21 protein-coding genes are annotated in these 24,342 nt (G+C 72.2%); 15 read left to right on the top strand and 6 right to left on the bottom strand.

Annotation, left to right across the window (positions count from 1 at the left end; genetic code table 11):
- Window positions 1-12 precede the first annotated feature (12 nt).
- The 8 genes from ACFSKW_RS01870 (at window position 13) to ACFSKW_RS01905 (ending at window position 10,402) form a co-directional block, all read left to right on the top strand.
- Window positions 13-1,935: a fumarylacetoacetate hydrolase family protein gene (locus ACFSKW_RS01870; protein ID WP_379568411.1), complete on the top strand. Its 1,923-nt coding sequence runs from the start codon at window positions 13-15 to the stop codon at window positions 1,933-1,935.
- Window positions 1,936-2,105: 170 nt separating this feature from the next.
- On the top strand, window positions 2,106-3,422 hold the full coding sequence (locus ACFSKW_RS01875; RefSeq protein WP_379568413.1) for a purine-cytosine permease family protein: 1,317 nt from the start codon (window positions 2,106-2,108) through the stop codon (window positions 3,420-3,422).
- Complete coding sequence (locus tag ACFSKW_RS01880) at window positions 3,419-4,957, top strand: hydantoinase/oxoprolinase N-terminal domain-containing protein (RefSeq protein WP_379568415.1); 1,539 nt, start codon at window positions 3,419-3,421, stop codon at window positions 4,955-4,957. Before ACFSKW_RS01875 ends, ACFSKW_RS01880 begins: the two co-directional genes overlap by 4 nt.
- Window positions 4,950-5,993, top strand: a complete 1,044-nt coding sequence (locus ACFSKW_RS01885) for a DUF917 domain-containing protein (RefSeq protein ID WP_379568417.1) — start codon at window positions 4,950-4,952, stop codon at window positions 5,991-5,993. Before ACFSKW_RS01880 ends, ACFSKW_RS01885 begins: the two co-directional genes overlap by 8 nt.
- Before the next feature lie 4 nt (window positions 5,994-5,997).
- Entirely contained in the window at window positions 5,998-7,020 is a 1,023-nt protein-coding gene (locus tag ACFSKW_RS01890; RefSeq protein ID WP_379568419.1) for a DUF917 domain-containing protein, read from the top strand.
- On the top strand, window positions 7,017-8,465 hold the full coding sequence (locus tag ACFSKW_RS01895; RefSeq protein WP_379568421.1) for a PucR family transcriptional regulator: 1,449 nt from the start codon (window positions 7,017-7,019) through the stop codon (window positions 8,463-8,465). Before ACFSKW_RS01890 ends, ACFSKW_RS01895 begins: the two co-directional genes overlap by 4 nt.
- 334 nt (window positions 8,466-8,799) lie before the next feature.
- A complete protein-coding gene (locus tag ACFSKW_RS01900; protein ID WP_379568423.1) occupies window positions 8,800-9,804 on the top strand; it encodes an aldo/keto reductase in 1,005 nt (334 codons plus the stop codon).
- A 13-nt stretch (window positions 9,805-9,817) separates the two neighbouring features.
- Entirely contained in the window at window positions 9,818-10,402 is a 585-nt protein-coding gene (locus ACFSKW_RS01905) for a TetR/AcrR family transcriptional regulator (protein WP_379568425.1), read from the top strand.
- A gap of 125 nt (window positions 10,403-10,527) precedes the next feature.
- Here ACFSKW_RS01905 and menD read toward each other — a convergent pair whose 3' ends face one another.
- Window positions 10,528-12,186, bottom strand: coding sequence for a 2-succinyl-5-enolpyruvyl-6-hydroxy-3-cyclohexene-1-carboxylic-acid synthase (menD, locus tag ACFSKW_RS01910; RefSeq protein ID WP_379568427.1), 1,659 nt, complete (start codon window positions 12,184-12,186; stop codon window positions 10,528-10,530).
- The gene (locus ACFSKW_RS01915; protein WP_379568429.1) at window positions 12,183-13,109 is read right to left on the bottom strand and encodes an o-succinylbenzoate synthase; all 927 of its coding nucleotides are present in this window, start codon (window positions 13,107-13,109) and stop codon (window positions 12,183-12,185) included. Before ACFSKW_RS01915 ends, menD begins: the two co-directional genes overlap by 4 nt.
- Window positions 13,110-13,160: 51 nt before the next feature.
- On the opposite strand from ACFSKW_RS01915, the gene ACFSKW_RS01920 reads away from it, so the two are divergent.
- From ACFSKW_RS01920 to ACFSKW_RS01935, 4 genes are all read left to right on the top strand, one after another.
- Window positions 13,161-14,438 carry an AMP-binding protein gene (locus ACFSKW_RS01920; protein WP_379568431.1) on the top strand — a complete coding sequence of 426 codons (1,278 nt, stop codon included), beginning with the start codon at window positions 13,161-13,163 and terminating at the stop codon, window positions 14,436-14,438.
- Window positions 14,439-14,489: 51 nt separating this feature from the next.
- Complete coding sequence (locus ACFSKW_RS01925) at window positions 14,490-14,810, top strand: hypothetical protein (protein ID WP_379568433.1); 321 nt, start codon at window positions 14,490-14,492, stop codon at window positions 14,808-14,810.
- A gap of 171 nt (window positions 14,811-14,981) precedes the next feature.
- Window positions 14,982-16,319, top strand: a complete 1,338-nt coding sequence (locus tag ACFSKW_RS01930; protein WP_379568435.1) for an RNA polymerase sigma factor — start codon at window positions 14,982-14,984, stop codon at window positions 16,317-16,319.
- 280 nt (window positions 16,320-16,599) lie between these two features.
- Window positions 16,600-17,667: a DmpA family aminopeptidase gene (locus ACFSKW_RS01935; RefSeq protein ID WP_379568437.1), complete on the top strand. Its 1,068-nt coding sequence runs from the start codon at window positions 16,600-16,602 to the stop codon at window positions 17,665-17,667.
- 106 nt (window positions 17,668-17,773) lie between these two features.
- Here ACFSKW_RS01935 and ACFSKW_RS01940 read toward each other — a convergent pair whose 3' ends face one another.
- The gene (locus ACFSKW_RS01940; protein WP_379568439.1) at window positions 17,774-18,151 is read right to left on the bottom strand and encodes a hypothetical protein; all 378 of its coding nucleotides are present in this window, start codon (window positions 18,149-18,151) and stop codon (window positions 17,774-17,776) included.
- 170 nt (window positions 18,152-18,321) lie between these two features.
- On the opposite strand from ACFSKW_RS01940, the gene ACFSKW_RS01945 reads away from it, so the two are divergent.
- Together ACFSKW_RS01945 and ACFSKW_RS01950 are read left to right on the top strand one after the other, a co-directional pair.
- The gene (locus ACFSKW_RS01945) at window positions 18,322-18,894 is read left to right on the top strand and encodes a TetR/AcrR family transcriptional regulator C-terminal domain-containing protein (RefSeq protein ID WP_379568441.1); all 573 of its coding nucleotides are present in this window, start codon (window positions 18,322-18,324) and stop codon (window positions 18,892-18,894) included.
- A 240-nt stretch (window positions 18,895-19,134) separates the two neighbouring features.
- Window positions 19,135-19,332, top strand: a complete 198-nt coding sequence (locus ACFSKW_RS01950) for a DUF5999 family protein (RefSeq protein ID WP_354906855.1) — start codon at window positions 19,135-19,137, stop codon at window positions 19,330-19,332.
- Between the two features lie 3 nt (window positions 19,333-19,335).
- Here ACFSKW_RS01950 and ACFSKW_RS01955 read toward each other — a convergent pair whose 3' ends face one another.
- Complete coding sequence (locus ACFSKW_RS01955) at window positions 19,336-19,917, bottom strand: alpha/beta hydrolase family protein (protein ID WP_379568443.1); 582 nt, start codon at window positions 19,915-19,917, stop codon at window positions 19,336-19,338.
- Between the two features lie 206 nt (window positions 19,918-20,123).
- Here ACFSKW_RS01955 and ACFSKW_RS01960 point away from each other — a divergent pair, with 206 nt between their 5' ends.
- Window positions 20,124-20,465, top strand: a complete 342-nt coding sequence (locus ACFSKW_RS01960) for a hypothetical protein (RefSeq protein ID WP_379568445.1) — start codon at window positions 20,124-20,126, stop codon at window positions 20,463-20,465.
- On the opposite strand, the gene ACFSKW_RS01965 is transcribed toward ACFSKW_RS01960, so the two are convergent.
- Both ACFSKW_RS01965 and gcvP read right to left on the bottom strand, forming a co-directional pair.
- Window positions 20,449-21,276, bottom strand: coding sequence for a hypothetical protein (locus ACFSKW_RS01965; RefSeq protein ID WP_379568447.1), 828 nt, complete (start codon window positions 21,274-21,276; stop codon window positions 20,449-20,451). The two genes, ACFSKW_RS01960 and ACFSKW_RS01965, sit on opposite strands and share 17 nt — an antisense overlap.
- A 172-nt stretch (window positions 21,277-21,448) precedes the next feature.
- Window positions 21,449-24,289: an aminomethyl-transferring glycine dehydrogenase gene (gene gcvP / locus ACFSKW_RS01970; protein WP_379568449.1), complete on the bottom strand. Its 2,841-nt coding sequence runs from the start codon at window positions 24,287-24,289 to the stop codon at window positions 21,449-21,451.
- Window positions 24,290-24,342: the final 53 nt, after the last annotated feature.

The raw sequence follows: 24,342 nt of genomic DNA on the forward strand, positions 1-24,342 counted from the left end.
CAGGAGGTCGTTTTGCGCTTCGTCACCTACGCCTCGGCTGACGGCGACAGGGTCGGTGTCATCGACGGGGACCTGATCCGCGCCCTGCCCCGGGGCACGGCTCTGATCGAGCTGCTCCCCTCGCTCCACGAGGCGGGCGAGCGGGCGCTCGCCGAACCCGACGAGAGCGTCGCGCTCGCCGACGTCAGGCTGAAAGCGCCCGTTCCCAGGCCGCCGTCCCTGCGCGACTGTCTCTGCTTCCTCGACCACATGCGTGGCTGCCTCAAGGCCGCCGGCGGCGCGGGAACGCTGGATCGGGTCTGGTACCAGATCCCCGCCTTCTACTTCGCCAACCCCGCCACCGTCATCGGACCCCACGACGACGTGCCCATCTCCCCCGGCAGCGCCTGGTTCGACTTCGAGCTGGAGATCGGCGCGGTGATCGGCGCGGCCGGCCGCGACCTGACCCCGGAGCAGGCGGAACGGCACATCGCCGGCTACACCCTCTACTGCGACTGGAGCGCCCGCGACCTGCAGGTCCTCGAAACCCAGCTCAGGATCGGCCAGGCCAAGGGCAAGGACGGCGCGACCACGCTCGGACCATGGCTGGTCACGCCCGACGAGCTGCCGTTCCTCGAGAACGGCAGGCTCGCCGTCCAGGTGCGGGCCGAGGTCAACGGCGTGCCGATCGGCGAGGGCGGCACCGACGCCATGGACTGGTCCTTCGGCGAGGTGATCTCCTACGCCTCCCGCGGAGTGGAGCTCCAGCCGGGAGACGTCTTCGGCTCCGGCACCGTCCCCGGATGCTGCCTGCTGGAGCACCTCGACTTCGGCGATCTCGGCGCGTTCCGCGGCTGGCTCAAGGACGGCGACGTGGTGTCCCTGCGCGCCGAGGGACTGGGCGAGGTGCGGCAGACCGTCCGGGCCGGCGTGGCCCCTCACCCTCTCCCGGCCAGGCAGGACCCGGCCGCCACGGTCCGCCGGCCGCGGGTGAACCCGGCCGCCTCCGCCCTGCCGTACACCAAGGGGCTGCACCAGGTCGGTGACGGCGTCTGGGCGTGGCTGCTGCCCGACGGCGGGTACGGCTGGAGCAACGCCGGGCTCGTCGCCGGCGACGGCGGCTCCCTGCTGGTCGACACGCTCTACGACCTGCCGCTCACCGCCGAGATGCTCGCAGGCATGCGGCCGATCACCGATCGGCATCCGCTCGGCCACGCCGTGCTCACCCACGCCAACGGCGACCACACGCACGGCGGACAGCTCCTGCCGGACGCGGTACGCGTCATCGCCGCCGAGGGGACCGCGCACGAGATGCGCACCGAGATGCCGCCGGAGCTGACCGCCGCCCTGCAGGTCATGGACCTCGGGCCGACGCTCTCGCCGTACCTGCGTGACCGGTTCGAGCCGTTCGACTTCGGCGGCATCCGCCTGCGCACCCCCGACGAGACCTTCGACCGGCGGTGCACGATCGACGTGGGCGGGCGCGAGGTCCACGTGCTCAACCTGGGGCCCGCCCACACCGAGGCCGACACGGTCGTGCACGTCCCCGACGCCGGCGTGCTGTTCGCGGGCGACCTGCTGTTCATCGGCTGCACGCCGATCGTGTGGCACGGGCCCATCGCCAACTGGATCGCCGCCTGCGACACGATGATCGGCCTCGGCGCGCACACCGTGGTGCCGGGACACGGCCCGGTGACCGACGCCTCCGGCATCCACGCGGTCCGCGGCTACCTCGGCCACGTCGTCGAGCAGGCCGACGCCGCCCACGCCAAGGGGCTGGACCTCCAGGAGGCGGCGTTCGGAGTCGACCTGGGCGAGTACGCCGACTGGCTGGACGCCGAAAGGGTCGTGGTCAACATCTACCAGCGTTACCGCGAGATCCACCCCGACCAGCCGGCACTCGACCGGTTCGCGCTGTTCGGCCTGATGGCCGAATGGGACCGCCGACGGTCGTGACCCCCGCACCCTTGTAGCTCGGCCGAGGAGACCCCGCCCCGCCGTCCGCGGGGTCGGGTCGCCGCGGTGCAAGGTGCCCCACGTATCCGGATATATGGTGCGATCTGCATCTATGCAGGTAAACGTGTCGTCCTTAGCGTTCTCCCAAGCTTGTCTCTTGGGAGGGCACCATGGCCCCTGCAGTCGACGACCACTCACTCAGCCGAGTACCCGCGAGCGCCCGCTACCCCTGGTGGTCGGTCGCCGTTCAGCGGTTCGGGCAGGTCTCCGCGCTGACCCAGTTCATGCTGGGCGCCGCGCTCGGCTTCGGCCTGAGCTTCTGGGACGCGTTCTGGGCCCTGACGTTCGGCGCGCTCATCCTGGAGTTCGCGATGATCCTCGTCGGGATCATCGGCATGCGGGAGGGCCTGTCCACCTCCATGCTGGCCAGATGGACCGGCTTCGGTCGCGGCGGCTCCGCGGTGATCGGCCTGGCCATCGGGATCAGCCTGGTCGGCTGGTTCGGCATCCAGTCCGGGATCTCCGCCCGCGGCCTGCACGCCCTGATCGGCGGCCCGCCGGAGTGGGTGTGGGCGATCGGCTTCGGTCTGGCCGTCACCGCCATCGTGATCGCCGGGTTCCGTTCGATGGCCTGGACCGCGTACGTCACGGTCCCGCTGTTCCTCGCCCTGGTGGCCTGGTCGATCATCTCGGAACTGAGCGGGCACTCCCTCGGCGCGCTCGTCTCCTCCCCGCCGCCCGGCCCGCCCATGACGGTGTTGCAGGGCACGGCGCTGGTGGCGGGCAGCCTCATGGTCGGCGCCGTGATCACCTCGGACATGACGCGGTTCAACCGCACCGCGGGCGATGTCATCAAGCAGACGGTCATCGGGGTCACGCTGGGCGAGTACGTCATCGGGCTGGCCGGAGTCCTGCTGGCGCACGCCGTCGGGAGCTCCGACATCATCGCGATCGTCGTCTCCTCCGTCGGCCTCGTCGGGACCCTGGTGATCGTCGCGGGCACGCTGAAGATCAACGACTGGAACCTCTACTCGGCGGGCCTCGGACTGCTCACCTTCATCGGCGTGGTCAGCGGCCGCCGTCCGAGCCGCGTCGCGATCACCGCGCTCGTCGGCGTCGCGGGAACGCTGCTGGGGGCCGCGGGCATCCTCGACCGGTTCACCGACTTCCTGATCCTGCTGGGCGTGGTCTTCCCGCCGATCGCCGGAATCATGATCGCCGAGTACTTCGTCGTCCGCCGCTGGCGCGGCCGGCTCGCCGAGGGCCGCGACACCGGCGCCGCCCCGGCCAGCGCCCCCATGTGGGTGCCTGTGACGCTGGTCATCTGGGTGGTCGCCACGCTGATCGGCGTGTTCGTCACGGCCGGACTGGGCAGCGTCAACTCGCTGGTGGCCGCCTTCGTGCTCTACGCGGCGTGCGGACGGCTCGGCCTGATCACCGAAATCGGAGCCAGCACGACCGAGACCGTGGAAAGGGCGAGAGCGTGAGGATCGGCATCGACGTCGGCGGCACGAACACCGACGCCGTCCTGATGGACGGCGACCGGGTGGTCGCCGCGGTCAAGCGGAACACCAGCAAGGACGTCACCAGCGGCATCGTCTCCGCCATCGCGGGACTGGAGCTCCAGGGCCCGGTGCACGCCGTGATGATCGGCACCACGCACTTCATCAACGCGCTGGTGGAGGCCGACCGTCTCGCGCCCACCGCCGCCGTACGGCTCGGCCTGCCCGCCACCACGGCGCTGCCGCCCTTCGTCGACTGGCCCGATCCGCTGGTCGAGGCCGTCTCGGGACGCGGCTACCTGTGCCACGGCGGTCACGAGTTCGACGGGCGGACCATCTCCGAACTGGATCAGGACGAGCTGCGCCGTACCGCCGAGGACATCAGAGCCCGCGGCATCCGCTCGGTGGCGATCTCCTCCATCTTCTCCCCGGTGAACATCGAGTTCGAGGAGCGGGCCGCGCAGATCCTGGCCGAGGAACTGCCCGGCGTGCCCATCTCGCTCTCGCACGAGATCGGCAGGATCGGGCTGCTGGAACGGGAGAACGCCACGATCGTCAACGCGGCGCTGCGGGAGCTGGCCGACGACATCGTGGACGGGCTGGGCCAGGCGATGGCGGGGCTCGGGATCGCCGCGCCCCTCTACCTCAGCCAGAACGACGGCACGCTGATGGACCTCGAGTTCGCCAGGCGCTATCCGGTGGCCACGTTCGCCTCCGGCCCGACGAACTCCATGCGCGGCGCCGCCGTACTGTCCGGGCTCGGCACCTGCGCCGTCGTCGACATCGGCGGGACGACGAGCGATGTGGGCGTGCTCAACGCCGGCTTCCCCCGGGAGGCGACCGCCGAGGTCACGGTCGCCGGCATCAGGACGAACTTCCGCATGCCCGACGTGCTGTCGATCGGCATCGGCGGCGGCAGCCGCGTGCACCCGGGCCACCGGGTCGGTCCCGACTCCGTCGGGTACCGGCTCGCCGAGCACGCGCTGGTCTTCGGCGGCTCGACGCTGACCGCGACCGACATCGCCGTCGCCGCGGGGCGCGCCGACATCGGCGATCCCTCGCTGGTCTCGCACCTGGACAAGGAACTGGTCGGCGCGGTGCTCGAGCGCATCGCCGACGACGTGGCCGAGGCGGTGGAGCGCATGCGGACCAGCCCCGAGCCGTTGCCCGTCGTGGCCGTGGGCGGCGGATCCATCCTCCTGCCCGACGAACTGGCGGGGTGCGGCGAGGTCCGCAGGCCCGAGCACTACGCGGTGGCCAACGCGATCGGCGCCGCCATCGCGCAGGTCGGCGGCGAGGTGGACCGCATCTACACGGTCGCGCCAGGGCGGAGGGAGAAGATCCTCGACGAGGCCCGGCAGGAGGCGGTGGACCGGGCGATCGCGGGCGGCGCCAGGCCCCGCAGCGTCGACATCGTCGAGCTCGACGAGATCCCCCTGCCCTACCTGCCGGGAGACGCCATAAGGATCAAGGTCAAGGCGGTAGGAGAGCTGTCCGTCGAGGAGGCCGCGCATGCGTGAGATCGGGCTCGACCACCTGGCCGACATCGCCAGAGGAGCGGCGATCCTGGGCACCGGCGGAGGCGGGGACCCCTACATCGGGCGGCTGATGGCCCGCGCCGCGCTGCGCGAGCACGGGCCCGTCGAACTGGTCCCGCTGGCGGAGGTTCCCGACGGCGCGATGGTGCTGCCGGTCGCCGGGATGGGCGCGCCCACGGTGATGGTGGAGAAGCTGCCGTCGAGCGCGGAGATGTCCAACGCCGTCGAGGCCCTGTGCGGCTACCTGGGCCGCCGCCCCACCCACATCGCCTGCGCCGAGGTGGGCGGGGTCAACTCGCTGATCCCGGTGGCCGCGGCCGCCAGGCTCGGCCTGCCGCTGATAGACGCCGACGGCATGGGCCGGGCCTTTCCCGAGCTGCAGATGTTCATCCCCGCCCTGTACGGCGTGCGCGCCTCCCCGATGGCGCTGGCCGACGACAAGGGCAACAGGTCGGTCCTCGACACCGTCGGCAACCACTGGACGGAGCGGCTGGCCAGGGCCGCCACCGTGGAGATGGGCGGCTCGGCCACCACCGTCCTGTACGCCATGGACGGAGCCAAGGCCCGCGAGTCCATGGTGCCCGCGACGCTCTCGCTCAGCGCCGAGCTCGGCGCGCTGGTGGCGGCCAGACGCGGCGAGGCCGCGGCCGCGGTCGCCGAGCGGCTGGGCGGCCGGGTCCTGTTCACCGGCAAGGTCCTCGACGTCGAGCGCCGCACCCAGGGTGGCTTCGCCCGCGGTACGGCCAGGCTCCACGGCGGCGCGGGCGAGCTGCGGCTGTCGTTCCAGAACGAGCACCTGCTGGCGGAGCTGGACGGCGTCCCCGTGGCCACCACGCCCAACCTGATCTGCGTCCTCGACCAGCAGACCGGTGACCCGGTGACGACCGAGGCGCTGAGGTACGGCCACCGCGTCACCGTGCTGGCCGCGCCGTGCGACCCGCGCTGGCTGACCCCCGAGGGCCTGGCGCTGGCCGGGCCCAGGTACTTCGGCTACGACCTCGACCCCGTGACACTCTAGAAGGGTGATCGAAGAGCAGGACGTCGCCGCCCTCGAGCGCGGCTGCGTCCTGCTCGGCTCCGGCGGCGGCGGCCGCACGGCGACGGCCGCACGGCTGCTGCGGGTCAAGCTGCGAGCGGCGCCCGTGCCGCTCGTTGCCGTGTCCGAGCTGCCGCCCGGCGCCATGGTCGTCCCTGTGGGGCTGGCTGGAGCGACCGGGATGCTGGAGGAGAAACCGCCATCGGGCACCGAGATGGTCGCGGCCATCGCGGCCGTGGCCCGCTGGAGCGGCAGCGAGGTCGACGCGATCATGTCGATCGAGGCCGCCGGCATCAACGGGCTGATGGTCTTCGCCTGCGAGCGTCCCGTGGTCGACGCCGACCTGATGGGGCGGGCCTTCCCCAGGTTGGGGCAGTCGTCGACCTCGCGCAAGGGCGTGCAGGCCGGGCCGTACGCGCTGGTGGACGCGGCGGGCCGTACCACGATCATGGACAGTTTCGACCCCGAGGCGGGCGAGCGGCTCATGCGCGGCGCGCTGCGGGCCTGCGGCGGGTGGGCCGCGTTCGCGCACTGGCCGATCCGCGCGGCCGACCTGCCGGAGCAGGCAGTCGTCGGCAGCCTCTCCCGGGCGCTGGCGCTCGGCCGTACGATGCTGGCCCTGCCCGAGCGGGCGCCTCGCGCTCCCGCGCTCGGCGGGCGCCTGCACGGAGCGGGGCGCGTCGTCGAGGTGGTCAGATCGGCGGGCGGCGACGGCAGGGTGACCATCCTCGACGACGGCGGCGCGGTGCTGCGCGTGGAGATGGAGAACGAGTACCAGGTCGTGTTCGCCGACGGTGTGCCCGTCGCGACCACACCCGATGTGATCTGCCTGCTCGAAGCGAGGACGGGCCGGCCCCTGGCCTGCGACGAGGTACGGCAGGGCCCGCGCGTGGAGGTGCTGCAGCTGCCCGGTCCCTCCTTCTGGCGGCGGCCCGACCGCCTGCCGCAGGTCTGGCCCGCCGCCTTCGGCATCGACGTGCCGCCCCGCCTCATCGACGGCCGGCCATGAACGTCGCCGACCTCCTGGACAGGGCCGACCTGACCGTGCTCGGCGGCCCTGCCGCGCCCGGACGGCAGGTGACCGGCATCCGCATGGCGATGGGCGCGGCCGGTGCCGGTGACCTGGTCGTCCTGCTCGATCCCGACAGGACCAGCTGGCGGCTGGACGCCGAGCTGAGCAAGGCGGTCGAGGCGGGCGCGGCGGCGCTGATGGTGCCGGGGACCGAGCCGCTGCTGCGCAGCACCGTGCTGCTGGCCGAGCGGCTGGCGACACCGGTGCTCGGCTGCCCCGCCGACCCGCTGGACACGGCCGTACGGCTGGCGGTGCTGATCGCCTCCCCCGACGTGGACGTGGCCAGGCGGGTGCTGGCCGCGCACCAGGCGCTCGACACCGCCACCCCCACCCTGGAGGAGATGCGCGACCTGGCCAGCGCGGTGGTGCGGGCGGAGGTCACGGTGCTGGCCAGGGACGGCGCCCTGTTGCTCGGCCCGCCGATCGACGAGCGGGTCAAGGTGTCGCTGCCGGTCCGCCAGCGGCTGGCGGGCGGCGGCGTCGCCGTACCGGTGCTCGCGCTCGAAGGCCGCAGCGCGGAGTTGTGGCTCGTCGTGGCCGGTACCGCCGGTGGCGAGGAGGTGCTCGCGGTCGCCGCGGCCGCGGCTCAGCGGTCGCTGGCGCTGCGCAGGCTGGAGCTGGAACGCGACGCCAGGCGCAGCTCGGCCCTGCTCGGCGAGCTGCTGCAGGCAGGCGATGACCCCGGACCCTCCCTGCGCAGGCGGGCGGCGGAGGCGGGCTGGCGGCTGGACGGCTGGCACACGGGCATCCGCATCGACGTGAGCCGTCCCGTCGACGTGGTGACCCTGACCGGCGACATCATCGCCACCCTGTCGGCGGAGTCCGTCGACGCGGTCGTCGTCGCCGAGGACGGCGGCTGGGTCGCCTGGGTGACCACCGACATCGAGCCGGGCGCCGACGCGGTGAACCGGCTCGCCCTCCTGGTACGGCAGGCCCAGCGCCGCATGGCCGACCTGGACCCGCTCGTCGGCATGGCCCGCCCGCACCACGGCCCCGGCGGCATCGCGCGCAGCCTGTCGGAGGCCCGTGACGCCGCCCGGCTGGCCGCCGCCCGCGCGGAGACCGGCAGGTTCGTCCACGTCGACCGGCTCGGGCTCGCCCAGCTGCTGCTGGCCTGGACCAGGACGGACACCTTCGTCCCCGCGGCCAGGTCGCTGCTCGCCGCGCTGGCGGCCGACCCCGGTGACCTCACCAGGACGCTCACCGTGTACCTGGACACGGAGTCGTCCCTGATCGAGACGGCGGCCGTGCTCGGCGTCCACCGGAACACGGTGGCCCGCAGGATCGCCAAGATCGAGCGGCTGCTCGGTGTCGATCTCACCGATGCCGACACCCGCCTGGCCCTCCACCTGGCCTGCCGCGTCGCCGTCCCGGACCAGTGACCGGGCCCTCCACACCTGACGAGCCCGAAACCGCCACACCCCCGGCCACCCTCTCCATCCAGCGGTACCCCACCAGCCCCGCCACCCTCTCCACCCGCCAGCAATCCCAGCCGCCCCGCCACCCGCCAGCGCTCCACCGGTCCCGGCCACCTCCCCACCCGCTGGCACCTCGCCCATCCCCACCGCTCTCGCCCCGCTCGCTGCGCCGTGCGGCTCGATCGCTCACCCGCGTCGGCCTCTGCTCGCCGACTTGCCGAGCACTTTGGCCGAACGTTGCACAATCATGGGCTGACAGATTTTGAAATCTGTCAGCCCATATGCCATAGTCGTCACCATGAGAACTCTCGGAACCACCGGCCCCCGCGTCTCCGACCTCGGCCTGGGCACCATGGGCATGTCCGACCTGTACGGCCCCGCCGACGGGGCCGAGTCCATCGCCACCATCCACGCCGCCCTCGACGCCGGCATCACCCTTCTCGACACCGGCGACTTCTACGGCATGGGCCACAACGAGCTGCTCATCCATGACGCGCTCAAGGATCGCGACCGCGATGGCGTGCAGATCAGCGTGAAGTTCGGCGCCCAGCGCGACTACGACGGCAACTGGCTCGGCTTCGACGGCCGCCCCGCCGCGGTCAAGACGTCACTCGCCTACACCCTTCGCCGCCTGCGCACCGATCACGTCGACATCTACCGGCTCTCCCGCGTCGACCCCGCCGTACCCATCGAGGAGACCGTGGGCGCCATCGCCGAGGAGGTCGAGAAGGGCCACGTCCGGCACATCGGCCTGTCAGAGGTCGGCGCCGACACCATCAGGCGCGCGCACGCCGTCCACCCGATCGCGGACCTCCAGATCGAGTACTCCCTGCTGTCCCGGGACATCGAGGCCGCCATCCTGCCGACCTGCAGGGAGCTCGGCATCGGCGTCACCGCGTACGGTGTGCTGTCGCGCGGTCTGCTCAGCGGCCACTGGTCGAAGGACCGCCGGCTCGCCGCGGGCGACTTCCGCTCGGTCAGCCCCAGGTTCGGCGGTGACAACCTCGCGCACAACCTGGCCCTGGTCGAGGGCCTGCGCGACCTCGCCGCCGCCAAGGACGCGACCGTCGCACAGCTCGCGATCGCCTGGGTCCTCGCCCAGGGCGAGGACATCGTCCCGCTGGTCGGCGCCCGCCGCCGTGACCGGCTCGCGGAGGCGCTCGGCGCCCTCGACGTAAGCCTGACCCGCGACGACCTCGACCGCATCCAGTCGATCATCCCGGCAGGCTCGGCCGCCGGAGGCCGCTACGCCGCCGCGCAACTGGCCCACCTCGACAGCGAGCAGCCTGTCGTCGACAACTGACAGACTTGGTCACATGACAGATGGCACCCTGACCGCCGAGCAGATCATCACCGCCGCCCAGGACGTCCTGCGCAGGTACGGGCCTGCCAAGACGACGGTGGTCGACGTGGCGCGGGCGCTCGGGGTCAGTCACGGGAGTGTCTACCGGCACTTCCCCAGCAAGGCCGCGCTACGGGAGGCCGTCACCCAGCGCTGGCTCGACGAGTCGCACGCCCCGCTGATGGCGGCGGTCAGGACTCCAGGGCCCGCGGGCGCCCGGCTGCACAACTGGCTGGCCGTCCTGTTCGCCGCCAAGAGGAAGAAGGCCCTCGACGATCCCGAGCTGTTCGCGACCTACATGGTCCTGGTCGCGGAGTCGAGTGAGGTCATCGAGCGGCACCTGGCGGACCTGGTCGGCCAGCTGGAACGGATCATCGGGGACGGCGTGGCCAGAGGTGAGTTCACACCGGTGGACGTGCGTGCGACGGCGCGTGCCGTGTTCGACTCGACAGTGCGCTTCCATGATCCCGTCTTCGCGCCGGACTGGGGCAAGCCGGGCATCGAGCGCGCGTTCGACGCCGTCTGGGACCTCATCCACGCAGGCCTCGCCAAACGCTGACCAGCAGCCCGATCGCCCGACCATCCGCCGCCCACCCGAACCTGCCGGCCCCCGGACTTCGGCGACAGCCGCGGCACCAGGTTCGCCAGGGGACCCGTGGGCTCGCTCCAGCGGCCGGCCGGCCGTCAGCCGAAGACGTCGCGGACCGCCGCCTGTGCGACCTCTCTCAAGTGCGCGTGCAGGACCGCGTTCGACTCCCGGTCGGTGCGGACCTCCACCAGGCGCAGTCCCTCGCCGCGAATCGCCTTGGGCAGGTCGGAGATCTCCTCCACCAGTTGGTACGGCGTCCCGGTGGCGGCCGCCACGTACCCCAGGTCCACCCCGTGCGGCGTGCCGAACACCCGCTCGAACGGATCTCTGACTCCCGCCTGCGGCAGCAACGAGAAGATCCCGCCCCCGTCGTTGTTCACCACGACCAGGCACAGGTCGGGACGCGGTTCCCTGGGACCCAGGATCAACCCGTTCTGGTCGTGCAGGAAGGTCAGGTCCCCCAGCAGCGCGTATGACGGCCCGTTGTGCGCCAGCGCCGCTCCGATGGCCGTCGACACGAGCCCGTCGATCCCCGAGACGCCCCGGTTGGCCAGCAGCCGCAGCCCGCGCCGGGGCCGCATCGCCTGGTCGAGGTCTCTGATCGGCATGGACGATCCGCAGAACAGCAGCGCCCCGTTCGGCAGCGAGTCGGCCAGGTCCCTGGCGATGCGCGGCTCGGTCATCCCCGACGAGTCCAGGAGGGAGTCGACGGCCGTCCTGGCCGCGGCGTCGGCCCGCCGCCAGGAGTGCAGCCAGGCGTCGTCGCCGGCGGCGACGGGGATCTCGACCGCCTGCGCCACCTGGGTCGCCGACCGTGTCGGGTCGGGCCAGCGGGCCAGGTCGGTGGCCACCACGATGTGCTCTTCGGCTCGCCGCAGCCATGACAGCAGCGGCCTGGACAGTCCTGGGCGTCCGAGCGTGACGACCACGTCGGGCTGGTGGGCGTCGGCGAAGGACTGCGTCCCCAGCAGGAAGTGGTAGGTGGAGATGGCGTGGTCGCCGTACCGGCCGCCGCCGTTGGGCTCCGACAGCACGGGCCAGCCCGCCATGCCGGCCGCGGCGATGTAGCGGCGCACGTTCGCCGCGCCGTCGCCGACGACGAGCACGCCGCGCCTGGTCGGCGGCAGGTGCAGCGCCACGGGCGGCGGCGCGACGCGGGCCCGCACCCACGATCCGGCCGTGTCGCCGTCGAGGGACTCGACCCACGAGGTGTCGCCGTCGGGGATCAGAGGCTCCCTGAAGGCCAGGTTCAGGTGGACCGGGCCGGGGTCGGAGGGCCCGAGCGCGCGCTGGTAGGCGCGGGCCGCCAGCGACCGCCAGTAGGCCACCTGGCCGGGCCGTTCCTCGGGCGCTCCGACCTCGGCGAACCATCTGGTGGCGTTACCGAAGATCTTCAGCTGGTCGATGGTCTGGTTGGCGCCGGTGCCGCGCAGCTCGGGCGGCCGGTCGGCGGTCAGCACCAGCAGCGGCACCCCCGACTCGCTCGCCTCGATCACCGCGGGGTGGAAGTTGGCGACCGCCGTGCCGGAGGAGCAGATCAGCGCCACGGGCCGCTCGGATCTGCGGGCCAGTCCCACTGCCAGGTAGGAGGCCGAGCGCTCGTCGATCCGCACGTGCAGCCGCACCCGGGACTCGGAGTGGAGGGCCAGCGCGAGCGGAGCCGAGCGGGACCCGGGAGCCATCACGACGTCGGTGAGGCCGCAACGCACGAGCTCGTCCACCAGCACGGTGGCGAGCGCGGTAGCCGGGTTCACAGGTCCGCCTCCTGCATCCGCCGCAGCCACGACGGCGACTCGATCTCAAACTCCGACAAAAGCGAATAATCCACTGCTGGACGGGACACCGGCAAGAATCCGTCGACAGGCGCCAGCGAGTCGCCCACCACGTCGCCCGACAGCAGCGACATGGTGCCGAGGCCGCACGCGTACGGCAGGCTGGGCAGCGCCGCCGCCAGCGCGACCCCCGCGGCCAGCCCCACCGAGGTCTCCACCGCGCTCGACACCACCGCGGGCAGCCCGCACGCCTCCACCACCCGCAACGCCGCGCGGACCCCGCCCAGCGGCTGCACCTTCACCACCGCGATGTCGGCGGCCTCCGCGGCCCGTACCTTCAGCGGATCCTCGGCCCGCCTGATCGACTCGTCCGCCGCGATCGGCACGTCGACCGCCCGTCGCACCGCGGCCAGCTCGTCCAGCGTGGCGCAGGGCTGCTCGGCGTACTCCAGGTCGAAGGCGTCCAACGCCTTCAGGTGGCGTATGGCGGTCGGCACGTCCCAGGCGCCGTTGGCGTCGACCCGCACCTTGCCCGAAGGCCCCAGAGCGTCACGGACCGCCTCGACCCTCGCCAGGTCGTCGGCGAAGGTCTGCCCCTGCTCGGCCACCTTGACCTTCGCGGTGCCGCAGCCCGCCTGCCGTACCAGCTCGTGGGCCCGCTCGGCCGAGACCGCGGGGACCGTCGCGTTGACCGGGATCCGCGAGCGTACCGGGGCGGGCCAGCCCTCGAAGGCGGCCTCACGGGCGCACGCCAGCCAGCGCGCGCACTCGCGCGGGCCGTACTCCGGGAAGGGCGAGAACTCCCCCCACCCCGCGGGCCCCTCGATCAGCACGCCCTCGCGCGCCGTCTGGCCGCGGAAACGGGTGCGCATCGGGATCCGGAAGACCCGCGGCCCAGAACCCATCAACGCACCTTCCCAGCTGACACCTCGTCTGTCGCCACTAACCTTACGAGCATGTGGAGGAACCCGTCGCATCCGGACCGGCCCCTGCGGGCGCTCGTTCTCCCGCCGGGCCCCCGGCTGTTCGAGGCGGTCGCCGCGGCGCTGGCCGGCGAGGGTCCCGCCGTCCTCCCCCTGTCCCCCGACCACGCGGGCGCGGCCCTGCGCTCGCTGCGCCCGACGGAGATCGAGACGGTCGACGGGGTACGGCAGGCCGCGGGCCCCGGCGTGCCTGCGGACGTGGCTGTCGTCATCGCCACCTCGGGCAGCACCGGCGCCCCCAAGGGCGTCATGCTGACCGCCGCCGCGCTCACGGCCTCCGCCACCGCCTCCCTGCGCCGTCTGGAGGCCTCGCCGGGCCAGCGATGGCTATGCTGCCTGCCGCCCTCCCACGTCTCCGGCCTGCAGGTGCTCGTCAGGTCGTTGCTCGGCGGCACCGAGCCGATCATCCACGACCGCTTCGACCCCGAGGCCGTCGCCGCGTGCGGGGCCGAGCACGTCTCGCTGGTGCCCACGCAGCTCCACCGCCTGGTGGAGCGGGGCGCCGACCTGCGCGCCTTCGCGACCATCCTGCTGGGCGGCGCCGCACCGAGACCGGGCCTGGTGGAGGCCGTGCGCGCGTCGGGCGCCAGGGTCGTGACGACCTACGGCAGCAGCGAGACCAGCGGCGGCTGCGTCTACGACGGCCGGCCCCTTGAGGGTGTGGACCTGAGGATCAGGCAGGACGGCAGGATCCTCATCGCGGGGCCCGTCCTCTTCTCCGGCTACCGGCGCGCCGATGGCCCACCCGCCGAACACGGCTCCCCCGGCGGCGGCGGCTCCCGCGACGGCCAGGGCTCCGGCGACGGCTCCCAGGACCGCGACGGCGACGGTTTCCGAGGCGGCGACGGCTTCCGGGACGGCGACGGCCCGTGGGAGGGCAGCTGGTTCGCCACCTCCGACCTCGGCGCCATCGAGAACGGCAGGCTGCGCGTCCTCGGCCGCGCCGACGACGTGATCAACACCGGTGGCGAGAAGGTCGTCGCCGCCGCGGTCGCGGGTGTCCTTGCCCTGCATCCCTTGGTCGCGGACGTGGCGGTGGTCGGTCGTCCGCACCCGGAATGGGGCGAGGCGGTCCTGGCCGTCGTCGTGCCCGCCGACCCCGCCAGCCCGCCCACTCTGGACCAGTTGCGCGCCTACTCCCGTGATCGGCTCCCGGCCTATGCCGCCCCGCGTGAGCTGCGGCTTCTGTCCGCACTTCCCCTGCTGCCCAATGGTAAAACCGATCTCGCGGCACTTCGGACCGGAACCTGACGGCCGCCGGATGCGTCTTATAGGAGCAGCTGGAAGAAGGAGGAGACCTTCATGAACCCAACCCGCAGGACGTGGGTGTCCGCGGCGGCCGTCGGCGTGATCGTCGTCGGTGGCGTCTATGTCGCGGCGGCCGCCTCGGCGGGCAGGCTCGAGAAGGTGAGTCAGGAGACGAGGGCCGTGGTGAACACACCCGCGCCGTCCGACCAGCCCGCTGAGACGAACACCACTACCGACGACGACACGGTGGTCTCCCACGAGGTCAACCAGGACCCGCAGGCGGCCGTCGACTACTGGACCGACGCACGCATGGAAGGCGCGGAGCCGATGCCCATGCCGGAGGCCACAGGCAAGCTGAACGACGTGGACGACTAGGCGTTTCACGTCCGACGGGCGGCCGCCGGCTTCGGCGGGCGCCCGTTTTTTCATCGTGCCCGGGAACAAATGGCCGCGGACGGCGTTATTGATACTGGTGCGACGAGCGGCCAGAGCCGCCCCACCACAAACTTTCTACTGACTGCGACTCCGTATGGAGGAGGTGTCCTCATGCCCCGAACCGCCGTGGCGACCTCGCCCGCGACCCTCGACCAGCTCCTTGACCGAGGGCGAGCTCAGGGTCACCTTTCCCTGGCGGAGCTGCGGGAAGCATTTGCCGTAGCGGGGATCAGCCCGACCGAGGGCCGTTCCATCCTGCGTGAGCTCACGGAGGCCGGGGTGAGCCTGGCCGCCGAGAACGAGCCCGCGCTCGGGAAGGCCACCAGCGCGAAGAAGGCGACCACCACGCGCAAGAAGAGCACGACCACCAAGACGACCACCGCCAAGGCGCCGAAGCAGGCGAAGACGGTGGCCGCCGACACCGTACCCGAGCAGGCCGACCGGCCCGCGGAGGATGTCGAGGCGCCCGAGGACCTGGAGATGGCCGCGGAGGACGCGGACATCGAGCAGGAGACGCTCGACCTCGACGACAACCAGTCGGTGATGGGCGACTCCGTCCACACCTACCTCAAGTCGATCGGCCGCCGCACGCTGCTGACCGCGGCCCAGGAGGTCGACCTGGCCAGGCGGATCGAGGCCGGCCTGTACGCCGAGTACAAGCTTGACAGCGACCCGAGCATCTCCCCCGCCTACCGCGACGACCTGGAGATGGTGATCGAGGACGGCAAGCGCGCCAAGGACCACATGCTGGAGGCCAACCTCCGTCTGGTCGTGTCGGTGGCCAAGAAGTACACCGACCGCGGCATGGCCCTGCTGGACGTCGTGCAGGAGGGCAACCTCGGCCTGATCCGCGCGGTGGAGAAGTTCGACTACACCAAGGGCTTCAAGTTCTCGACGTATGCGATGTGGTGGATCAGGCAGGCGATCCAGCGCGGCTTCGCCGACTCGGCCCGCACCATCAGGCTGCCCGTCCACGTCCTGGAGATGCTGTCGAAGCTGTCGCGTGTGGAGCGCGACATGCACCAGCGTCTCGGCCGCGAACCCACGCCGGAGGAGCTGGCCGTCGAGCTGGACAAGACGCCCGACCAGATCGAGGAGCTGCTGCGCACCAGCCGCCAGCCCATCTCGCTCAACGCCACGATCGGCGAGGACGGCGAGACGACGATCGGCGACCTGATCGAGGACGTCGACTCCCCCGAAGCGTCGGAGATCGTCGACCGCCAGCTCCTGGGTGACCAGCTGCGCGGCGTCCTGGACAACCTGTCGCCCCGCGAGGCGCGCATCATGGCGCTGCGGTTCGGCCTGGTGGACGGCAAGCCGCACACCCTGGACGAGATCGGCAAGCACCTGGGCCTGACCCGCGAACGGATCCGCCAGCTGGAGAAGGAATCCCTGTCCAAGCTGCGCCATCCGAGCAACACTCGCCCCCTGCTCGACTGGGCGAGCTAGCCACCGAACCGAACGCCCGGCACCACCCGTGAGGTGCCGGGCGTTCTTCGTGCGCGCGGCAGGCCCACGCGCCCGCCACGGGCGTCCTCGGCGCCGGCCACAGGGGGACGCGCCGGGCAGCGGGTACGGGCCGAGGCGAGGCAGGGGCCTTGCCGTGATCGGCAGGCGTGCCGAAGAATGCGGATGTGGCCCGGCCGGCCTCGACGAGCTGCCCCGGGGCGACCGCTTCTCCACCACGAGGATGACGACGGCGGCCATCCCGGAGACCGAGGAGAGCCCTATGAGAGCCCGCGACCTGCCGATCACCCTTGACGGTCGCCCAGGCCGCTGGAACGCGATCACCGACGTGCCCGGCGTCGAGGTCGGCTACGTCACCCTGACCGAGGGAGGGGCCCGCACGGGCGTGACCGCGATCCTGCCGAGGGGCAGGGACGGCGTCGGCGTGCCGTGCGCGGCGGCCACCCACTCCCTCAACGGCAACGGCGAGATGACCGGCACCGCGTGGATCGAGGAGATCGGCGCGCTGACCCTCCCCGTCACGATCACCAACACCCACGCGGTCGGCACCGTCCACCGGGGAGTGATCGACTGGGTGGCGGGCGCGCACCCGCGCCTGGCCGCCGAGTGGCTGCTGCCGGTGGTCACCGAGACGTGGGACGGCTACCTCAACGAGATCAACGCCCCGCACGTCCGGCCGGAGCACGCCGCCCAGGCCATCGAGGCCGCCGCGTCGGGCCCTGCCGCCGAGGGCAACGTCGGCGGCGGCACCGGAATGAACTGCTACTCGTTCAAGGGCGGTTCCGGTACGGCCTCGCGGCTGGTCGAGCACGGCTCCGACACCTACACGGTGGGCGTGTTCGTGCAGGCGAACTTCGGCAGCCGCCACGAGCTGACCATCGCGGGGCACAGGGTCGGGCCCCTGCTGCTCGACGACGACCCGATGGGCACCACGAACTGGTACGCCCCCTCGGGCGCCGGCTCGGTGATCGCGGTGATCGCGACCGACGCGCCGCTGCTCCCCGGGCAGTGCAAGGCGCTGGCCCGCAGGGTGCCTCTGGGCCTGGCCAGGACCGGCACGACGGGCAGCCACTTCTCCGGGGACATCTTCCTGGCCTTGTCCACGGCCAACGCGGGCGCGCTGACGAGCGGCTTCGTCACCGAGGAGGACTACCAGAGCCTGCGGTTCGTGCCGTGGGGACGGCTGGACCCCTTCTTCGCCGCCGTGGTGGAGGCGGTGGAGGAGTCCGTGCTCAACGCCCTCACCGGGGCGGAGGAGATGACCGGCAGGAACGGGCACCGCTCCCCCGCGCTGCCGATCGCCCGCACGATCGACCTCATCACGTCCTGACACGCGAAGCGCACGCCGCCGCGGGGACAGCGTGCGCACTCGTACGGCGGCGGAACCGGGTGCGCCCGGTTCCGGCAGCGGAACCAGACGTGCCAGGAGCGCCCGGTCAGCGGGCGGAGGGCACCAGGCGGGGCAGGGTCGGGATGCCGGTGAGCCTGTTCTCCTCGCGGAGCGTGCGCAGCTTGTCGACCTCGGCGGTCCAGCGCGCGCCGTCGGGCGTGGCCTTGGCCTTGCGGCGGGCGATGCGGTCGTCGTAGGCCTTCACGCCGAACGTGGAGCGCTGACCCGCCTCGGCCGCCCTCAGGGCGTCGGTGAGCGCCTTGTCGAACAGCAGGCCCGCCGCGCGCAGCTCGAACTCCGGAGCGTCGGCCTCGCGCAGGTCGTGCACCACGGACTCGGCCTGCCTGGCCTTCTCGATCAGTTCGGGGAAGCTCTTGGAGATCTCCTGGTCGGCGTGGAAGCGCACCTCGGCCTCACGGCTCACACGCGGACGGAAAAACGCCATCGGACAGCTCCCTTTCACTCGTTACGACCGGTAGCGTACGCGGTCCGGCGCCCGAACACCCACTCGGGTGACCACACCCGGGCCGTACGGCATCCCATGGCTTCGACACGCCCATGGGGAAACAGGTGACCGCCTTTACAAAGTATGGCATGGTGATCTCCATGCTGGCCAAGCGACCGCCCGTCCCGCTGTCCCGCGAGCGCATCATCGACGCCGCCCTCCACATCGCCGACGGCCAGGGCCTGCGCAGGCTGACCATGCGCAGGCTCGGCGACGCGCTCCAGGTGGAGGCCATGGCCATCTACCACCATCTGCCCCGCGGCAAGGAGGCGCTGATGGACGCGCTGGCCGAGCACGTGACCGCCATCCAGGTCGATCCCGCCACGAGCTGGCAGGAGACGGCCAGACAGTGGTGCAGAGCGCAGAGAGAGGCTCTCAGGGAGCACCCGGGAGTGCTCGCGCTGGCCCTGACCAAACCCCCCAAAGGGGCTACGGCGATCGCCATCATGGAGCAGGTCGAGCAGTTGACGGACGCGGGGCTGACCGAGGCCGCCGAAGCCGTGCGCACGATGCGCGCGTTCGTCTTCGGCAGCGTCGCGGTGGAGGTCCAGCAGTCGGGCTGGGCCGACCCGGAGCGCGACACATGGACCCGCCGCGACGAGCGCGCCGACGCCGACTTCGAGCGCGGCCTGGAGGCGATGCTGCGAGGACTGGCCTCATAACCCAGGGTTTACCAGCCCGTCGGCGTGTCGACGTTGGTCCGTTATCTTGTGTAAGGCACCCTGTGTCGTGGGTCACATGGTCTGAACCACCCCCGGGGATCCTCCTTGAATCGTCCGAACGGGCTATGTCGGAAACTGTGACGCACGCCGCACACTTGGCGCAGAATACGAAACAGCCCAGAGCCGCTCCCCCGCCGCTTCCAGCGAGGGAGCCACCCAAGAGATATCGGAGGCACGCCGATGTGCCCGCACGACCCGGCCTGTCCGTCTGCTGAGGCGCCCGACCGCGAGGCCGCACGCACGCTCGCGTCGCACCCCGAGCAGGGATGGAGCCTGCTGTGCAACGGTGTGGTCCTGTTCGAGGACACCGGGGAGCTGCTGCCCAGCGGCGACGTCATCGCCCCCCACAGGCCGTTGCCGCTGGTCGGCGCCGCCTGACCGTCAGTACCGCCCCGCGAGCCAGTCGGCGACCACCTCACCGACCTTCGCGGGGTCCTTCTTGAGGTCGTGCCCCTCCCCTCGCAGCACAACCAGGCGTGCCGCGTCGGCGGCGTCGGGCACCCCGAAGGGATCCCTGTCCCCGTTCACGACCAACACGTCCACCCCAGCGCCCCGCAGCTCGTCCGCTCGCGACTTTTCCGGCTTTCCCGGTGGGTGCAGGGGGAAGGCCAGCGCCACGACCGCGTCCGCGCCCGCCGCCTCGGCCGTACGGCACGCGACCCTGGCCCCGTTGCTCCTGCCGCCCTGGACGAGCGGGATCCCCGGCCAGCGCCCGGTCAGCTCCTTGATGACGGCCAGCCACGCCTCGTCCTGGCGCACGGGCGAGCCCGGCGCCCTGGCCCCGGCCCGCCTGAACGGCTGGGTCACCCTGGCCACCGTGGCCCCCATGGCCGTGGCCGCTTCTCGTACGGCCAGCAGGTCGGGCGCGTCCACGCCGCCGGCCGAGCCGTGAGTGAGGACCAGCAGGAACCTGGGCCGCTCGACCTCGTCGACGTCGACCAGTGCCGCCCCCCGCGGCGTCATGATCTCCACCCTCCCACGGTAGCCGCCCGGGCCTTTCCCGCTCCGCACCGACCCACACCCTCGGGCTTGGACGTCGGCGTCCTCGGCAGGGGCGCCCGGGAGTCCCGGGCGCGGCGCGGGAGTCAGGGTCGACCCTCATGGCGGGGCGGGAGGGATCCTTCCGGGGAAGGATGGCAGCGCGTCGGACGCCGTGGGACATTGGCCGCATGTCTGAGATCCGTGACGAGCTGCGAGCCACCCTTGAGACCCGCAAGGACCTGGGTCCCGACTATGAGGCCGCCCTCGTCGAGTCCTTCGTCGCCAAGCTCGACGCCACCATCGCCGAGCGGGTCAGGGCGGAGGTGAGCGCCCAGCGCCCGTCCAAGAAGAAGAAGGGCGACAAGGGCGCCGCCCCGATCGCGCCCATCGCGCTCGGCTCCATGGGCATGGCCATCCCCCTGTCGGCCATCGCCGGGGGTCAGGCGGGCTTCGCCGGCCTGGCCCTGGTGTGGATCTGCATCGTCATCATCAACGTGGCCGCCGCCGGCGCCCTCATGCGCCGGGACTGAGGGACTCCCCGTCGAGGTCGCGGTGGAGTCGCAGGCGCACCTGCGCGGCCAGTTCCTCGTCGGGGTGGGTGAGGCCGTAGTCCCAGACGCGCTCGGCGTCGTCGGCGCGCCCCCGTAGCGGCAGCGTGCGAGCGAGCAGCTCGATGGCCAACGCGCTGGTCTCCGCCTCCTGGCTGAACTCCACCGCGCCGGCGAACTCGGCGCACGCCAGTTCGAGGTGGGCGATGCCGAGCAGGACCCGCAGCCGCCCCTCGTGCGCGCCTTCAGCCAGTGGCAGCGCCTCGACGAGCACCGCGGCCGCCTCTCCAGGCTCGCCGCCGTCCAGCAGCAGCTCGGCCAGCTCCTGGGCGGCGCGGGAGCTCAGGTCGGGGTCGCCGACCGCGATCGCCGCCCGCAGCTCGCGCTCGGCCTCCTCCTCTCCGGTGGCCAGGTGAGCCAGCGCGAGATGCGCCAGGGGAAGATAGGCGGCCGTCCCGACGCCGATGACGGCCTGCCACGCGCCCCTGGCCTGCTCGGCGTTGCCCTCCCGCTCGAAGCCGCGCGCGAGGTGGCAGGCGGCCTGCGCGGCGTACTCGGGGTGTCCCGTGGCCAGCGCGGCCCGGGCGGCGGTCCTGGCGCCCGCCAGGTCGCCCCGCTCCTCCAGCACCACGGCGAGCCCGACGGCGGCCTGCGCCCTGTCGTGACCCTCGGGGTCGGCGGACAGCTCCGCGAAGATCGCGGCCGCGCCTTCCAGATCGCCGCTCTCTGCGAGACGGCGGGCCCGCTCGAGCGGGCCGGTGGTCAGCGGGGTGTCGAGCTCGGGGGACGTCAACAAGGCTCCTTCGACGGCGACCAACCGATGGCGATCAACGTCGAGCCTAACGATTTCGGGCCGCCGCGTCGCCCGACATGACCATCCTGTGCACCGGTGTTGGCTCCGGCCCGACGAAGCCGGACGGGCGGCCTTCCGTGGGAAGGCCGCCCGTCCTCGGTCGCTCGATCGGTCAGTCCTCGTACGCCGACAGGGGCGGGCAGGCGCAGACCAGGTTGCGGTCGCCGTAGGCCTGGTCGATCCTGCGCACGGGCGAGAAGTACTTCCCGTCGCGCAACCCCTGGACGGGGTAGGCGGCCTCGGTCCGCGTGTACGGGTGCGTCCACTCGTCGGCCACCAGCGACTCCGCGGTGTGCGGGGCGTTGCGCAGCGGGTTGTCGGTCTTGTCGTAGGAGCCGTCGGCCACCTTGGCGATCTCGCCGCGGATGGCGACCATCGCCTCGACGAACCTGTCGATCTCGGCCAGGTCCTCGCTCTCGGTCGGCTCGATCATGAGCGTGCCCGCGACGGGGAAGGACATGGTCGGCGCGTGGAAGCCGTAGTCGATCAGGCGCTTGGCCACGTCGTCGACCGTGACGCCGGTCTCCTTGGTGATCTGGCGCAGGTCGATGATGCACTCGTGGGCGACCAGGCCGCCACGCCCGGTGTAGAGCACGGGGTAGTGCGGGGCCAGGCGCCTGGCGAGGTAGTTGGCCGACAGGATGGCCTGCTCGGTGGCGGCCTTGAGGCCCTCACCGCCCATCATCCTGACGTAGGCCCACGAGATCGGCAGGATCCCGGCCGAGCCGTACGGCGCGGCCGAGACGGGGCCGACGGGCGAGCCGTTGTGCAGCGGGTGTCCCGGCAGGTAGGCGGCCAGGTGACCGCGGACGGCCACGGGACCCACGCCGGGCCCGCCACCGCCGTGCGGGATGCAGAAGGTCTTGTGCAGGTTGAGGTGGGAGACGTCGGCGCCGAACTCGCCCGGCTTGGCGAGACCGACCAGGGCGTTGAGGTTGGCCCCGTCGACGTAGACCTGGCCGCCCGCCTCGTGGACCTTGGCGCAGACCTCGGTGATCGTCTCCTCGTAGACGCCGTGCGTGGACGGGTACGTCACCATGATCGCGGCCAGCGTGTCCGCGTGCTTGGCGATCTTGGCGTCGAGGTCGGCCAGGTCGACGTTGCCGTCGTCGTCGCAGGCCACGACCACGACGCGCATGCCCGCCATGACGGCGCTGGCGGCGTTGGTGCCGTGCGCGGAGGAGGGGATGAGGCAGACGTCGCGGTGGGTGTCGCCGTTGGCGCGGTGGTAGGCGCGGATGGCCAGCAGCCCGGCGAACTCGCCCTGCGAGCCCGCGTTCGGCTGGATGGAGACGGCGTCGTAGCCGGTCACCTCGGCCAGCCAGCCCTCCAGCGTCTCGACCAGCTCGACGTAGCCGCCGGCCTGCTCGACGGGCGCGTAGGGGTGGATGCCCGCGAACTCGGGCCAGGTGATGGGCTCCATCTCGGTGGTGGCGTTGAGCTTCATCGTGCAGGAGCCGAGCGGGATCATCGACCTGTCGAGCGCGATGTCCTTGTCCTGGAGCCTGCGCAGGTAGCGCAGCATCGAGGTCTCGGAGTGGTGGCTGTGGAAGACCGGGTGGGTGAGGTAGTCGCCTTCCCTGACCAGTTCCCCGGGCAGCGCGTCCTCACCGGCCAGGTCGGTCAGCGAGACGCTCACGCCGAACGCGGCGGCGACCTGCTCCAGGTGGGCCAGGGTCGTCTTCTCGTCGCAGGCGATCGAGACGTGGTCGGCGTCGGCCGCCCACACGTTGATCCCGCGCTCGGCGGCGGAGGCGACGACCTGGGGGGCCCTGCCGGGCACGCGGGCCAGCACGGTGTCGAAGAAGACGTCGTGGACGACCTCGACCCGTCCCCCGCGCAGGGCGGCGGCGAGCGTGACGGCCATGCGGTGGGTGCGCTGGGCGATGCGGCGCAGCCCCTCGGGGCCGTGGTAGACGGCGTACATGCCGGCGATGACGGCCAGCAGCACCTGGGCGGTGCAGATGTTGCTGGTGGCCTTCTCCCTGCGGATGTGCTGCTCGCGGGTCTGCAGGGCCAGGCGGTAGGCGGGGTCGCCGTCGACGTCCACCGACACGCCGACGAGCCGTCCCGGCATCTGCCGCTGCAGGCCCTCGCGGACCGACATGTAGGCGGCGTGCGGCCCGCCGAAGCCGAACGGCACGCCGAAGCGCTGCGAGGAGCCGATCGCGATGTCGGCGCCCAGGTCGCCGGGGGCGGCGACCAGCGTCAGCGACAGCAGGTCGGCGGCGGCCACCACCAGCGCGTTGTGCGCGTGGGCCGCCTCGGCCAGGGCGCGGAAGTCACGCAGGCGGCCGGAGGCGCCCGGGTACTGCACGAGCACGCCGAAACACTCGGGCAGCTCGCCGTCGAGGGAGTCGACGACCAGCTCGATGCCCAGCGGCTCGGCCCTGGTGGCCAGGACGGCCTTGGTCTGGGGCAGCGCGTCCGCGTCAACGACGAAGACGTTGCTCTTGGACTTGCCGGCCCTGCGCGCCAGCGTCATCGCCTCGGCGGCGGCCGTGGCCTCGTCCAGCAGGGAGGCGCCCGCCACGTCGAGGCCGGTCAGGTCGGAGACGACGGTCTGGAAGTTGAGCAGCGCCTCGAGCCTGCCCTGGGAGATCTCGGGCTGGTAGGGCGTGTAGGCGGTGTACCAGCCGGGGTTCTCCAGCAGGTTACGCCTGATCACGGCCGGGGTGATCGTGTCGTAGTAACCCAGGCCGATCATCGAGGTGAGCACCTTGTTGCGGTCGGCCAGCGCCCGCAGCTCGGCGATCACTTCGGTCTCGCCGGCCGCGGCGGGCAGCCTCAACTGGTCCTTGGCCCTGATGGCCTCGGGCACGGCGACAGCCACGAGGTCGGCGACCGACTCGAAACCGACCGCCTCCAGCATCTTGGCCTGCTCGGCGTCCGAGGGACCGATATGACGGGTCGCGAAAGGCGGGGCAGCGAGGTCGCTGAGGGGCTCGGTCATGGATCTGCCTCCCAAGGCTGATGGAGAGCGCACGGGCTTATGCCGGGTCTCCC

Source organism: Nonomuraea mangrovi, from assembly GCF_042681425.1.
GTDB lineage: Bacteria > Actinomycetota > Actinomycetes > Streptosporangiales > Streptosporangiaceae > Nonomuraea > Nonomuraea mangrovi.